This is a genomic window from Cyanobium sp. Morenito 9A2, from assembly GCF_024345575.1.
Classification (GTDB): domain Bacteria; phylum Cyanobacteriota; class Cyanobacteriia; order PCC-6307; family Cyanobiaceae; genus ATX-6F1.
The window spans coordinates 1-13,350 of sequence record NZ_JAGQBJ010000003.1 but is presented as its reverse complement, the minus strand read 5'-3'; the positions used below and the strand labels follow the sequence as shown (position 1 = coordinate 13,350).

The window sequence follows — 13,350 nt, the reverse complement described above, 5'->3', positions numbered from 1 at the left end:
AATCCCTGACGCGATGACTCCTGGTGGGTTGGCGTTGCGCAGGCCGCTTCATGGTGCGGGGTGGCCTCAAGGGCTGACGCAAGCGGCTACGCCGCCCTTGACCCCACCCCGCGCTCCCATGGCGTCCTTCTCAACGCCCCGATGGCTTCTTCCTTCCGCCGCTCCGCTCTGGAGCGCCACAGCTCCGATTCGCTGGATCGCCTGAGCTTCTGCTGCCGCACGGCCCTGGTGCCACTGCCCCGGCTCGCGGATCTCGCCGAGCAGATCCTCTTTGAGCGCCAGCTGCTCACGCCCGCCAGCTTCCCGGCCTGGATGGAGCTGGAGCAGCTGCCCTATTGAGCGCAGCTCCGGCCCGGCTGCGGCCGGGCTTATTCGTAGTGCGTCCACAGCCTCAGCACCTTCACGATCCTCTCCTCGCGCAGCACCTCGTAGACGAGCCGGTGCTGGATGTTGAGCCGACGGGAGAAGGCTCCGCGCAGATCACCCACCAGCGCCTCATAGGGCGGTGGCTGCCGGAAGGGATCCTCTGCCAGGAGTTGCAGCAGCTGCTCGGCCTTGGCCTTCAAGGCAGGTGAGGCGGCAGCGAGCTTGCGGGCGTCCTTCTGCGCCTGCCTGGTGAAGCGAACGCTCCAGCTCACCAGCCGGGCTGCTCGCTGAGCTCTTCTGCCGGTGTGGCCAACCCAGCGAGGATCGACTCGCGCATCCCCGGGATCGAAACCAGGTGCAGGGTTTCCTGGATGGCATTCCAGTCGGCCTCCGAGAGCAGCACGGCATTGCCGCGCTTGCCGGTGATCTGCACCGGCTCATGGGAGTCGCCGACCTCGTCGATCAGGGCATACAACCGCTTGCGAGCTTCTGTCGCGGAAATGCTGGCCACCAGAGCAGAGCGTCAGGCACGTACGTCAAAGCGTACCGCTATCGCACATGGCAATGGGTTGGACCTGAGAGCCCCTTGCCGCCATGTCCAGCACCATGACCCCCGAGCGGTTCCAGGACCGCTGGGAAGCCTTCAAGGGGGAACACCAACAGGTGTCCGGTGTCTGGCTCCTCCACTCCGCCATTGCAGATCTCCCAGGCAGCGAGGTCGTGCTCGACGAGCAAGCCGTCTGGGCCCTCAAGTTCAGCGAGAAGCCACCGGCTCCACCGGCTCCCCCAACTCCCAGCGGAGGCCTCGATCCCCGTGGTGATGAAGAAGCCGGCCTGGTGGGTCCCAAGATCGCCGCACCGGTCAAACCAGGCGATTCCTATCTGCTCGTCAACGACCGGGACCAGGACATGAAGGCCTACGACCACTCCGGTGCCTTCCTGTGGAAGGTGCCGTGTCTGGCCCGGGGCCAGGGTGCCGACAACGACTGGAAACACACCAGCACCGACACCCCACCGGGGCTGTATCGGCTCGGCCAGCTCTATCCCGACTACGAGCAAAACCCCAGCCCGACCTGCAGCGATACCGCCATGTCCTACGGCTGGTACAGCTTCGATCTGGTGGAGCTGGAGAACCAGGAGGTGACGGTCGGCCGGGCCGGGATCATGCTCCACGGCGGCGGCTCCGGTTGCGGCTGGCCCGGTGCCTGGGCCGCCAACCAGCCACTATTGCCGACACTCGGCTGCGTGCGGCTCCACAACATCGACCTGCGCGACAAGGTCTTGCCCCTCTACAAGAAGGGCACCGTCTATGTCGGTGTCTTCCAGGAGCCCTGAGCCGGTGGAGGAGCGGCCGTTCAACCGCGAGCGGTTCCTGCTGCGGCTGGTCGCTGTGGTGCTGATCGCTGAGGTCTCGCTCTACGCCTTTGGCGCGGGTGTCTGCGCCTGGCGCAGCGCTCAACAACTGGTGCCCCAGGGGGGGCTCTGCACTCGCTTCGACAACGCGGTCCACACCGCATTCGGCGTTGCCCTCAACACCTTGCTGGCGTTGCTCGGCGGCAAGGCCTTGAGCGACAGCAACAGGCCGCCAGGGCCTTAGGCCCCACCAAGGCATCACTCGATCGGCTGGAGACGTTCAGCCAGCGATGGCGGCAGGGTCTGGGGTGCCAGGAGAGATCGGTGGGGCTTGGTGGGTTGGCCTGCTGCTTGGCCTTGCTCAGCTTGGCCTCTTCCTGCGTTGAGGCCTGGGGTCGCGCGTCCTACGCGATCAGGTCATGGCCCGCAGCCCATCCCAGGCCGATGCCCTCTTTCAGCAGTTCCTGCCCCTCGCCGATTCCATCGCCCGCGGCATCGCTGCTGGCAGCCGGGTGATCGAGCTGGAGGATGCCCGCCAGGTGGCCCGGATGCAGCTCTGGCTCTCCTGCCGGCAGGTCAGCGAGCCGGCCTCTGCCGCCGGCTATCTCAGGCGGTGCATCAAAGGCGCCCTGCTCCACCACCTCCGAGATCACGGCCGCCTGGTCCGGGTCCCGCGGCGTCAGCACGAGAAAGGCGGCCATCCCTGGAGCCACCAGAGCTTGCACACCCCGATGCCCAGCGGTGATCTCTGGATCGATCAGCTGGAGGCGCCCGAGCAGTCGGGCCAGCCCGATGGCGTGGGTATCGAGGCCCTGCTCGATCGGCTTTCGGCAGGCCAGGCGGCGATCATCCGGCTGTCGGTGCTGGAAGGCCAGTCCCTCCGCCAGATCGGCCAGCAGTTGGGCATGAGCGCCATGGCCGTCCAGCGGCGCCGGCAGGCGGGCCTCGCCGCCCTCAGGGCCGAGCTGTCCTGAGCGCCCCAGAGCGCCAGTGCCAGCGGGCCGGTTCAGGCCGGCCCCAAAGCCCCCGAGCGGGGTCAAATTCGGGGAGTCGCGGCCCAAATTCAGGGAGCACCAGGCCAAATTCGGGGAGCAGTTCGGGGAGCTCACGCCCGTGGGGCCCGCCCCTTTAAGGGCTTGCCCCTTGGGGCTGGCGGTGGGATCGCGCATCATTCGCCGGGGCAAGGGCTGCGCGAGGCGCTTCGCGCCCCTTGCCAGATCCGGCGGTGCTGCTGGCGTCCCATCGCTGCGCTCCGGCGCCAGGTCCCATGTCCCTCTGGCTCGATTCCCTCTCCCGCGAGGATCCCGTCGCCCTCGTCCACTGCTGCCACCTGGCGCTCACCCGGCTGCTGCGCACCCACCGGGGCAAGCCAATCCGCCGCCTCTGGATCGATCACCCCTATGGCGAGGAAGAGATCACCCTGCTGGAGGAAGAGCTGATCCCCGCGATGGAGCAGTTCCTGGCCCGCATCCAAGAGATCGATGTTGCACTGGAGGCCGCCCATGAAGCGGAGATCGAGCGGGTCCAGGCCGCCATGGCAACAGAGTCACTGGCTGCGGCCTGAGGGCGCCAGGGGCCGGTCAGCACTGGCCCCTTTGGGGCTCTGCCCCTCTGGGCTTGGCCCCCTCAGGCCCCGCCTGTCACCAGGCCTTGTCCTTGCGCAGGTAGGCCTCCACCTCCGCCTTGCGGATCACCCGCGACTCTTGGTTGTTGCTGATCTGCACCAGGCCGCCACTGATCCTGGCCGTCACACGCCAGTGGCCAGGTGGTCCCTGTGGCGGCGGTTCATGGTTGGCAGATCCATGGCTGGCAGAGCCACGAATGGCCGGAGGCATCAGCAGTTCCGCAGGACGTCAACACCCCTTGCCAGCACCGGGCAGCCAGCAGCGGCCGTGGCAATGGAGCCTGAACAAATGCAGAGCAACCATGCCCGCCACCATGATCAGCTCCAGGTCGATGAAGGCCCCGGCTCAGGTCGCCCGGGTTCACGCCAAACCTCGCACCGGCATCTGGCCCCAGCAGGTCGTTGGAGCAGCGGGCGTCGCCTTCTCCGTCGCCATGGCCCCCTCGCGGGGCAGCTTCGATCGGCAGATGACGAAGACCACACCGCCTGTGCCGTCACGGGTGCGGCGCACAGGCGGGTGGAGCAGCGGTGATCTGCTGCGGATCACCTGAGCGCTGGGGGTGGGGTCGCGCGGGCTTCCTCATGGTCGCCCCACGGGCAAGGGCTGACGCAAGCGGCTCGGCGCTGGGCGCCGTCGCCGCCCTTGCCTGCGCGGGGCACCACTCGGGCGTCCCGCGCTTTGCCTTTCATGGCCGCGTCCATATCCCGCTCACGCAAATCCTTCACTGGCCCCACGGCGGAGGAAAAGATCGTCGCCTCCTTGATCGAGCTGATGGAGGCCGGTTCAGCCCCCTGGCGGCGGCCCTGGGATGGCAGCGGCGGTGGCCACCACGTCAACTTGATCTCGGGTCATCGCTACCGCGGCGCCAATCCGATCCTGCTCACGCTCGGAATGCACATCCGAGGTTCGGCACTGCCGTTCTGGTGCGGCTTTGCCGAAGCCAAAAGGCTCGGGATCTTCCCCCGCAAGGGCAGCAAGGCGGTTCACATCCTGCGGCCCCAGCTCCATAGTCGCGAGGAGCCAGGCGAGGCCGGGGAAGTCACCCTGCGCAGCTGGGCCACCTACCGGCCGGTGGCGGTCTTCAATGCTGCCGATCTCGAGGGCGAGGCACTTCCCTCCCTGATCGAAGCCCGCAAGGTCGCAGAAGGGGTGGAGCCCAAGCCGGAGCCCGAGCGCCTGGAGGCCGCCGAGGCCGTGCTGGGTGCCTGGCCGGTGCCGGTCAGCTTTGGGGGTGATCGCGCCTGCTACCTGCCGGCGATCGATCGCATCCAGCTGCCCGATCGCGCCAGCTTCCACTCACCAGCGGCGTTCTGCGCCACCTGGGCCCATGAGCAGATCCACTCCACCGGCCATGAATCACGCCTCAAGCGGGATCTCGGCGGTGCCTTTGGGAAGGCGCGCTGTGCCCGCGAGGAGCTGGTGGCTGAGCTGGGGGCGGTGCTGCTGGGTGATCGGCTGGAGATCGGCAGCGAGATCGAGAGCCATGCCGCCTATCTCAACCACTGGATCGAGCTGCTCAAGGAATCGCCGAAGGTGTTGTTCTAGGTGCTCAGCGAGGCGCGGCAGGCGGCGGATCTGATCTGTCCGGAGATTGTTGCGATTAATCCTGGAAGCAGTTGATGAAAGCACTTGTTCAACCCTCGATCGGCGTGAGTAGCCGCCTTTGGATGTGCTGATGCGAGCAGCTGAGATCAACCGTCGCGAAGCTAATCACATAGCCCTGGATCGTGACGGTATCATCCAGCGGCCAGTCGAAGTCAGGGTGAAGCTGTAGGCTGCTTAATAAGAAGATTCCTCTACCTGATTCACCTGCGATTGGAGATAAGCTTGCATCTGGCACACTAAACCCAACTTGAAGGACTGGCCACGATACCAACATTTCAAAGTATCGAATTATACTTGCTGTCGAACTCGAGTCATCGTGCCTAGCTGGGCTGATCGAAGACAATGTCGGTTGGCATCGAGTGGAAGATGTGGGTAAATGCTTCCGTCTGTGCGCTGATCGGCAAGCTCAGCTTCTTTCCAGTGCACACCCGCCAGAACTGGGGATCCAAGTGCAATCGGAAGCACCAGCCAATGGCCTTCTCGAACAGGTTCCAGACCCAGCGGTCAGTTCGATCAGGACTCAGAACGACATAGGAGTCCGCTTCCTCTGTGGGCAGTGACAGTCCCATCGCAAGCCGAGTGGCTGAAAGAATCTGAAAGTGGCCCATTCAAGACGCCCGAAGCATTCCTCGGCAATCTGAGCTCACATGGGCGCTTACCCATTACGCCCAAGCGACGCAAAATTATGTTGATCGGCAGCAGCGGTGGGCAAGTGCTTATGAGGAATGATTACCAGCTATCGATTCAAGCGCACCGCGCACGTAACGGTTGCGGGGGCTCTAGGGAGTCAGCCTTTCGAGCTGGCCAGCGATCTACCCGTTCTACAGCAGATATCGCCGATCGGTGGTGAGCAAGTCAAGTAGGCCGCGCACCCTGCTGAGGATCGCCTCACGGTGCTAAAAAGTTGCGGAAAGCTGTCATCGCTGAATCTGTTCAACCGACTTGCCAAAATCCCATCCGCCTGCGCTTGGGATGTCCTCAGACGCTTCGCGCACGAAGATGTTGCAGGGTGCCGGGATCATGAAGACCGCAATACCTCACTGAGTATTGCCGGGATTCAATGAGGGTCTGCAACTACCAGTATTAAGCTGCTCTAGCTTAATACAAAGGGCGCATTCACAGTCATTGGTAAATATTGCTGGTTGGCTTTCGCGATGGGTCACCACATTCGCGACCTAAAAGTTGAAGGCGGGAAGAATTGCAACGACCATTATTAGCACATTAAAAGCTTATTAGTCGGTCATCCAGTTCACAAAGAAATAATCAAGATAACTCGACAACATAATATTACGCGTACTCGACGATTTGGACAAAAGGCAGCAGGCAATCTTGCTTTGCGGTAAAAACGAAAAATTGAACAAAAGCTATCCGGCCAGCATCTGTACTCATAGTCTCTGGACCCATAGTCAAGACTTGACTAAATTGCCAAGGCCAATGAGATGTGTGAGTTGGATGAAAGGAAAAGAGTCGGGTTAAGAATCCGAGAGATCAGACTCTCCATGAATTGGACTCAAGAAGATTTAGCAGCCGCTACAGGTCTGCACCCCTCATACATAGGCGGCATTGAGCGAGGCCAGCGCAACGTTGGCCTGGACAACCTCCTGAAGATATCTCACTCACTCAGGGTTCACCCATCAGAACTCTTCAAAAAACTCTAAGATGAAGCCTGATAGTCGCTTTCTTGACAAATGCCCACGGTTCTGGTCGAACGTAAAATTCTCGTCAGAACAAGCAGGGTATAGCAAGCGCGGAAGTGGGTCACTTCGTACATATACAAAAACTGATCTGGAAGATGTGTACCGAAGAGAGGCTATTACTCTTCCACAGGATCATCTTCTTGAAGAGGTGCTGATGTACATTAATTGGCGCGCGCACACATTAAATACAACTATTGCACCTCTTTTTATGAATAGAGCAGAAGCTGAGCTTGCATTTCAGGAAGTTAGAGAAAATACCAAGCCAACCAAAGCTCTTCCGATGAACAAGCAAAAGGGTATAAAAAGGCATCATGCATATCTTGCCTGCTTAGTTGCGATGATTGCAGAGAGTATACTAGGGCCAAATGGATTTATCGACGATGCAAGGAGGCTTTCTGTGTTGACATCTAAGGATGGGCTTGAGGGAATCTTTTCTCGAAGATTTGATGGAGCCATACCTGACACTAGAGATCCGAAAGCAGTCTGGGAAATTAAAGAATATTATGGAACCACAACATTTGGAAGCAGAGTTGCAGATGGAGTATACGAAACCTTGCTAGATGGTTACGAGATTGAGCTTGCAGAAAAGAATCTTGGAGTGAGGATTAAACATTTTCTTTTTATCGACGATAGGTTTACGTGGTGGGACTGTGGTCGCTCATACTTATGTCGCATGATTGATATGCTGCACACACGGCACGTTGACCAGATTTTTTTCGGAAGAGAAGTACTTTCAGAGTGGGAAGTGACATTAAGAGGCCTAAGTTGACTTCACGGACGAGATTAGTCGGTCTCTTCATTAAAAAGTACAGAAATTTGCATTAGACTTTTTACGATTTTATTTATTTTGAGCTCTATTTCCAAGGTGGAAGCATCTATGGCAGCAAGGCGATGCGCCTCTAATGATAACTCAGCAAGCTCTCTATGATCGTCTGATTTTGCATCATAATGTCGCAGTGATACATAGTCCAGAATATGCGTGGAGGCATCTGTCCCAAGATATTTGTTTAATACATCAGCCGTAACAGACGACCCCAAATAAGCACATATATAATGAGCCTCGTCGAGACAGCTGCAAGAAATTATGATTGCTTTTTGATCTGGTATAGTTACTTTTTTACCCCTATCGTCAATAACTGAAATGTTCAACGACTTACAATATCCCGTATGCTGCCAAACGACTTTAATTGGACTAAATGTATATGGTCCAATCCGATAAACCTCGAAAAAAGGCCCCGAGCATCCCCACCGATGATACTCTTTTCTTTCTGTAAGTAGGTCTCGAAACTCAGAGACAAAACCGTAGGCTTTGGGATAATGGTCTCGAACTAGAGCCTCAGAAATAGCCTTTTTGGGTTGTTCGACAGAGTATAGCAATAAAATACTTTTGCTAGGTGTTGACTTCCAGCGCTTCATGTCAGTTCCACAAAGAAGAGGGAAGACCACATCTGATTCGACCTCGGAAGTGATGACTTTGCTGAAACTTCTCCTGGATTTACCAGTATTCTGAATTGTGACCGTTGAGCCTTTGTCTGCCAATACATGAACTTGAAGAATTGTGTTTGCACCACCAGTATTCACGCCTCCTCTTGCGCGGTAGTCACTCTTTCCAATAAGTACTTGTAAGTCTGAGCAGCCTTCTTCAAACCTTACAATAGGAGAATCATGAATGGCCGGATTGAGAGGTCCGCCAAAAGTTTGAACACAAGAAATATTATCCGCCTTTCCCGACGACCAATAATTATATAATATTGGGAAAGAACATTCCCGGTCAACAGCAAAAACTCCAACAGCTGTCCTATTGACTGCATCTCGAAATATCTTGACAGAGGCAAAGTCATCCAATGAAACGATTGGATACCGACGACCACCTGCAGTTTCAAATGAACGGAATCCCTCACCAGACAATCTACTTTGAAAAAGAGAAAGTGGTAGCACAAATACCATTATGGCATTTGTCGATGCATGTCTCTCTGCCGCGCGATATACAAATAATGATGAAAAATCTGTCTTGCCTGCAGCAACTTTTGCGTTCCATCCTTTGCTGGTAAATAACGATGACATTGCCCACTGTGGAGCTACACGCTCTCGATAGTGAAAGCTAAGGCCATCCCATGATATCCACGGTGGATTTCCAATAATTACATCTGAGACTGTTGCACGTGTCGCTGAAAATATCTCACTTACATAATGATGAACAGATAACTCATATAAGCACTTAACCCTTGGCAGCAGATCAAACTGTCCAACAATAAGCTCAACAGATGCATTTAGAGTGAGATCGTCTGTAACTAAATGACCGAGAATATTGGCTTGATGCCGCTTGACAGAGCAAAAGAGAGGACCTTCGCCATCAAGTATTGGATCAACCACTGCATCACTAAGATACATATGAGATACTATTGATAATGCTCTGCCCTGCGATCTCGATGTTGCAATAAGCAGATTTGCCTTGCAAAATAGAATTGACAAAGGATTAATGTCAAAGCCAGTCAATTCAACCTGAAGCTCCACCCCCTGATTCTGCAGCTCAGCTATATAATGTGCAAGAAATCCCCCCGAGCCTACGGATGGATCGAGAATAGAGACTATCTCTGTAGCTGACTTTCTGGCGTGTTCGGCATGTGCAATGCAATAATCAACAAGCCACGGAGGTGTATAGTACTCTCCAAGTAGGTGACGTAGTGCAGGAGGCATTATCTCCTGATAAATACTCGCCAGAATGTCCGAGCACTGCTTGATGGTGGCGCCAGATCCTTCGAAAAATGTTGATATGTGAGGAGGGAGATTCTTCGAAATTTCATTTATACAAGAAATGTCCTCAATCGCAATCCATCCAAACAAAGATCCTGAATATATGGGTTTTCCTGCTTGACTTTTACAATTTGCCTTATCAAGAATCAGGTCAAGCAAAACTGCGCAATATGACTGAGCCAGAAAGAGTCGATGTTCCTCAGTATCGGGCATGTAGTCTTTTAGCAGTTCATCGGCTAATTCAAGGTCAAAGAAGCGCATGCAATGCTCCTTCCAAAGCATGAACCATGGGCAAATCGACTGCCAGTTCTTGACACTTTGAAAAGTCAGTAACCTGATTGCCTCAACTCCAAACCTGCTTGAAAGGCTAATACTTTCAACAAGTGCCGAATAATTCACACTTGTTTTTGATATTTCAAATCGCCCACCCAGACCTGCCGTAGTGTCGACAGAGGCAGCTCTAACGTGCATAATGTTCATTTCTTGGTAAGCTCAGTCTACTAGCAGGCTGACCTCCCGCTGGTCAAGGTCTTGATGTGGCCACCCTCTGTAGTAACGTTTGATTAGCGTTATGCTAAATTGACAGATCCCTTTGACAGCTATTGGATTTATATTAGAAAACCTAAAAGTATGTTAATAAATATATAGACAGTACGCAACTTCTTGCTCGTCTGGAATGAAGTGAAGTGCTATAAATTCGAGAATTGTTCGCGCCACTAGCTCCAAGATTCTTTTTATTTTATTACAACATAATGAGCCAAGTCAGATCTATTCCTCTTAAGTATCGCTCCACTTGCATCAGCCCTGCAGAGTTGGGGAAGGTGCCCTTGTTGGTGCGGCGTTTGATCTCCTTGTTAAGGCGCTCAAGCGGATTGGTGCTCCAGACGTTGCACCAGTGCTCCTCAGGGAAGTCCAGAAACGCCAGCACCTCGTCCCATGCGGCCTCCATCACGGACAAGGCACCTAGGAACTGCTTGAGCAGCATCTCCGTCACCCCCGATACCTGTGGACCCGAAACTGTTCTGGGGCCTGAATCAGAAACACCGCTCCATGGGACGCCGCTACGCGCCACGAGGAGTATCCCAAGTCGATCAATGCCCGCCGGGAGATCAAGAAAGTGTTTGGCTGGATCAAACAATGGGGAGACCTGAGTCAGAACAAGCTGAGAGGCACTGAAACGTCAGTGCCGTCTTTGGGCTGCATGTGGTCACCTAAAAGTTAATCCGCTTGGGAACCTCCTCAAACCTGCGATAGAGGCATGCATAGTAGGTTTCCAAGAGGTGTAGCCAAGAAGGCTGTCAATAGCGCTGACAACGTACCAAAAGCGCGTAATCAGGCTGCCTGAGCAGCTTTGCGAAGCGATATCAGCCGGAAATCAGCTCTGTTACGGGGAAGGCTCGGCCGGCAAGTTAAAGTTTTCTCAAGCTTTTGATGCGGCAAACCCCAAACCCCAAACCCCAAATCCCAAACCCCAAACCACCAACACCATATGCAGCTAGCTATACCGACTTGAATCCCCTGCTCGCAGTTGACGTCGGGGCCCGAGATCACGGATAATTTAGGAGTTGCATGCGCAACGCAGATCGGCCAAAAGCCGGACTGGGGCTGTAGTTCAACCGGTTAGAGCACCGCCCTGTCACGGCGGAAGTTGCGGGTTCGAATCCCGTCAGTCCCGTTCACTCACTCGTTGGAGAGCCTCACGTGACGGTTGGCAGACCTCTTCGGGTGGACTTGGTACTGCTGCAAAGCTATGTCATCTGTCCCAGCTCTGACAGGGGTGGATGAAGTGCTCGTCATAGGCTAACAGGCCCTGATGCAGCTGGCAGGTGAGCACCTGGTGAGTCGGGAGCTGATCCACCACCCCACTCAACAAGGCACCAACTACCAGCCTCTGGCCATAGCACACAGCAATCGTTACCTCGTCCTGGTCGGCGTCCTAAATCGAATCGTGCAGCTAGCCGCCGATCGCATGCCCCTCATCTCCACCGTCTTTCCACACCAGACCGCTTACGGCGTTCAGCTTGGAAATACTCACACCAGTTACCCTTGCGGCGGTGCAGTTGGGCTGCCCAGCACAGGGCGTTGATGTGGAGCGAGCTGTGGACATCGGGCCAGGTAGTCACTAGCGATTGGCAGCCGGTGCTGGTGTCCGCTCCAGCAGTAGTTCCAGCTTGCGGTCTTGCTCGCGCAGCACTCCCAGGAAGCCGGCAGCTGTCAGACCCAGCAGAACAAGCCAGGCCAGGGACGTCCATAGAACGGCCTTAAGAACTTCGGAACCACCCACCGCGGCAGGAGGAACAACGGCTTGGAAGGTTTTCTCAGTGAGTGTGTCCTCCACTTCTAAATTGAGGACCAACCGCAGCACCGCTTCTGGCGTCACTGGAACGAGCGCGGAGCTCAGTGCTGGCGACTCCGAGGTCTCAAGCAGTTGCTGCCGGCAACGGTGCAGTCCTCCGCCTGCCCAGAACAGCCCCCACGCTCTGTTGTTGCGTTGCAGCACCACCCACCGTTCGGGTCTGGCGTCAAGACGCGCCAACTGACAGGCCTTGGCCAGCGACCAGCTACGGCCAGCCGCCACAGATGGATGTGCCTCAAGCAGCAACTTCCCTTGTGGATCACGGGTATAACCCGTCACCACCTTCAGCGCAAAGACATCCACGATCTGGCAGGGCACCCCTCGCTGGGCCTCGCTCCACTCCGGTGCCATGAACAGTAAGGCACCGCCGTGATGCCGCAGGCAGTCCTTGACAAGCAGGTTTTCTTGCAATTTGCCCTAAGTCATCGGAATGAACGATAGTAAAAGTTGTGCATCACGCCAACCCAACAGGACCAAAAGTTTTAACACCGCCCTTGTCAAAGGCGAAGTCCTCCCTCACTCCTCATCGTCTGCGCCAACCGGGACCAGCCGGATCTGCTTCTTACCCAGCTTGATCTCAAAATCATCGCCGGGCTGCAGATCCAGAAAAGCGGTGTAGGCCTTTCCGATAAGCAGGTTTCCGTTTCCCTGCACCGTGGCCACATAGCTCAGCTTGCGGCCGCCCTTGCCCACCGCGGCCGTGGCTGAGCCCAAGCTGACGCCTTTAGCCTCTAGCAGCGCCTCGTAAAAGGCGGTGAAGTTGAGGCGCTCGCTGCCGTCTTTCTTGATACTGACATAGCCGGCCGCCTTGACTAGCTTGGATTTGCTCACATCACCTAGCTCCTTCACCTTGTTCAACAGTTCGGCTCCAGACAAAGGCATGTCGATTTCATCCAATAAGACTAAGGCTAGCACCTGTTAGCCCTTTGGTGCCATCAAGAAGGGCTTTGATTGTGACTGTCAGTTCTAGTCGCCCACTCAGATCACTTCTAGTAGCTCTCCGGTACAAGCGCTGCATCCGCAAGGTCACAAACGTCCCGGAGTGGGCTCCGGAGCAGAAGGGACATGAGCAGCAACAAAACAGGCCGGCTCACATCAGCAATTTCAATGCTGAACGCCACGCCCCTTTTAGGCAGGCGCAGTGGGCTCAAGGTCTGATATGACTCTGTACAGCGCAGTGTGCAGTGGGCGTAGGAAAAAGAAGCAATGATCTGCAGCCAAGGCTGGTGAGAATCCAGCGCACCGCCCCGTGCACCCTCGCTTCCGAGCCCTCGAAGGCGATCAACCGCTATTTCAATGGCGCGATCACTAAGTCATTCCACTAGGTCCTGTCTCCACCAGAAAGGACAGCGGCGGGCAACCGTGGCCTTCTGCAGCTGGCTCGGTGTCGCTCTGATGGCGATGCTGCCCTTGGGCCCCACCGCCCTTGCCCAGCCGGGGATCTCCATCCCCCTGCCGGAGCCCCAGGGCCAGACCCTGCTGATGCAGAGCGTCGATCGCGCCGACTACGGACCGCTGGCCGAGCAGTTCCTCACCCAGGCCAATCCCGCCTACTGCGGCGTGGCCAGCATGGTGATGGTGCTCAACAGCCTGG

16 protein-coding genes, 1 tRNA gene and 1 pseudogene are annotated in these 13,350 nt (G+C 56.4%); 12 read left to right on the top strand and 6 right to left on the bottom strand.

All coding sequences use genetic code 11. The features are described from left to right. Positions 1–141 precede the first annotated feature (141 nt). On the top strand, positions 142–339 hold the full coding sequence (locus KBY88_RS05190; protein ID WP_254938858.1) for a hypothetical protein: 198 nt from the start codon (positions 142–144) through the stop codon (positions 337–339). Between the two features lie 29 nt (positions 340–368). Here the strand turns inward: KBY88_RS05190 and KBY88_RS05185 are convergent, their stop codons facing one another. Next, a complete protein-coding gene (locus KBY88_RS05185) occupies positions 369–638 on the bottom strand; it encodes a Txe/YoeB family addiction module toxin (RefSeq protein WP_254938857.1) in 270 nt (89 codons plus the stop codon). Then, on the bottom strand, positions 635–877 hold the full coding sequence (locus tag KBY88_RS05180; RefSeq protein ID WP_254938856.1) for a type II toxin-antitoxin system Phd/YefM family antitoxin: 243 nt from the start codon (positions 875–877) through the stop codon (positions 635–637). Before KBY88_RS05180 ends, KBY88_RS05185 begins: the two co-directional genes overlap by 4 nt. Positions 878–960: 83 nt before the next feature. Here KBY88_RS05180 and KBY88_RS05175 point away from each other — a divergent pair, with 83 nt between their 5' ends. The 8 genes from KBY88_RS05175 (at position 961) to KBY88_RS05145 (ending at position 7,415) form a co-directional block, all read left to right on the top strand. Beyond that, positions 961–1,701, top strand: coding sequence for a L,D-transpeptidase (locus KBY88_RS05175; RefSeq protein ID WP_254938855.1), 741 nt, complete (start codon positions 961–963; stop codon positions 1,699–1,701). A gap of 4 nt (positions 1,702–1,705) precedes the next feature. Beyond that, positions 1,706–1,963, top strand: a complete 258-nt coding sequence (locus KBY88_RS05170) for a hypothetical protein (RefSeq protein ID WP_254938854.1) — start codon at positions 1,706–1,708, stop codon at positions 1,961–1,963. Between the two features lie 175 nt (positions 1,964–2,138). Continuing rightward, positions 2,139–2,693: a sigma-70 family RNA polymerase sigma factor gene (locus KBY88_RS05165; protein WP_254938853.1), complete on the top strand. Its 555-nt coding sequence runs from the start codon at positions 2,139–2,141 to the stop codon at positions 2,691–2,693. A gap of 293 nt (positions 2,694–2,986) precedes the next feature. Beyond that, positions 2,987–3,283, top strand: coding sequence for a hypothetical protein (locus tag KBY88_RS05160; protein WP_254938852.1), 297 nt, complete (start codon positions 2,987–2,989; stop codon positions 3,281–3,283). A gap of 374 nt (positions 3,284–3,657) precedes the next feature. Then, on the top strand, positions 3,658–3,894 hold the full coding sequence (locus KBY88_RS05155; RefSeq protein WP_254938851.1) for a hypothetical protein: 237 nt from the start codon (positions 3,658–3,660) through the stop codon (positions 3,892–3,894). Positions 3,895–4,031: 137 nt separating this feature from the next. Beyond that, positions 4,032–4,889 carry an ArdC family protein gene (locus KBY88_RS05150; RefSeq protein WP_254938850.1) on the top strand — a complete coding sequence of 286 codons (858 nt, stop codon included), beginning with the start codon at positions 4,032–4,034 and terminating at the stop codon, positions 4,887–4,889. A 1,499-nt stretch (positions 4,890–6,388) separates the two neighbouring features. After that, positions 6,389–6,607 carry a helix-turn-helix domain-containing protein gene (locus KBY88_RS16250; RefSeq protein ID WP_396102591.1) on the top strand — a complete coding sequence of 73 codons (219 nt, stop codon included), beginning with the start codon at positions 6,389–6,391 and terminating at the stop codon, positions 6,605–6,607. 1 nt (position 6,608) lies between these two features. Further along, a complete protein-coding gene (locus KBY88_RS05145; protein WP_254938849.1) occupies positions 6,609–7,415 on the top strand; it encodes a DUF7687 domain-containing protein in 807 nt (268 codons plus the stop codon). A gap of 14 nt (positions 7,416–7,429) precedes the next feature. On the opposite strand, the gene KBY88_RS05140 is transcribed toward KBY88_RS05145, so the two are convergent. Continuing rightward, the gene (locus KBY88_RS05140; protein ID WP_254938848.1) at positions 7,430–9,880 is read right to left on the bottom strand and encodes an N-6 DNA methylase; all 2,451 of its coding nucleotides are present in this window, start codon (positions 9,878–9,880) and stop codon (positions 7,430–7,432) included. A 262-nt stretch (positions 9,881–10,142) separates the two neighbouring features. Then, the gene (locus KBY88_RS05135; RefSeq protein ID WP_396102588.1) at positions 10,143–10,385 is read right to left on the bottom strand and encodes a transposase; all 243 of its coding nucleotides are present in this window, start codon (positions 10,383–10,385) and stop codon (positions 10,143–10,145) included. 81 nt (positions 10,386–10,466) lie between these two features. Here KBY88_RS05135 and KBY88_RS05130 point away from each other — a divergent pair. Together KBY88_RS05130 and KBY88_RS05125 are read left to right on the top strand one after the other, a co-directional pair. Beyond that, positions 10,467–10,609: pseudogene (locus tag KBY88_RS05130) on the top strand (IS5/IS1182 family transposase); the annotation flags it as partial. A gap of 392 nt (positions 10,610–11,001) precedes the next feature. Beyond that, positions 11,002–11,075 (top strand) — tRNA-Asp (locus KBY88_RS05125). 447 nt (positions 11,076–11,522) lie between these two features. Here the strand turns inward: KBY88_RS05125 and KBY88_RS05120 are convergent. Next, complete coding sequence (locus tag KBY88_RS05120) at positions 11,523–12,167, bottom strand: hypothetical protein (protein ID WP_254938846.1); 645 nt, start codon at positions 12,165–12,167, stop codon at positions 11,523–11,525. 105 nt (positions 12,168–12,272) lie between these two features. After that, positions 12,273–12,638 (bottom strand): AbrB/MazE/SpoVT family DNA-binding domain-containing protein, encoded by a 366-nt coding sequence (locus KBY88_RS05115; RefSeq protein WP_254939126.1) that lies wholly within the window; start codon positions 12,636–12,638, stop codon positions 12,273–12,275. Between the two features lie 480 nt (positions 12,639–13,118). Between KBY88_RS05115 and KBY88_RS05110 the strand changes: the two genes are divergently transcribed. Then, positions 13,119–13,350: phytochelatin synthase family protein (locus KBY88_RS05110; protein ID WP_254938845.1), on the top strand; the 232-nt coding region annotated here is incomplete at its 3' end.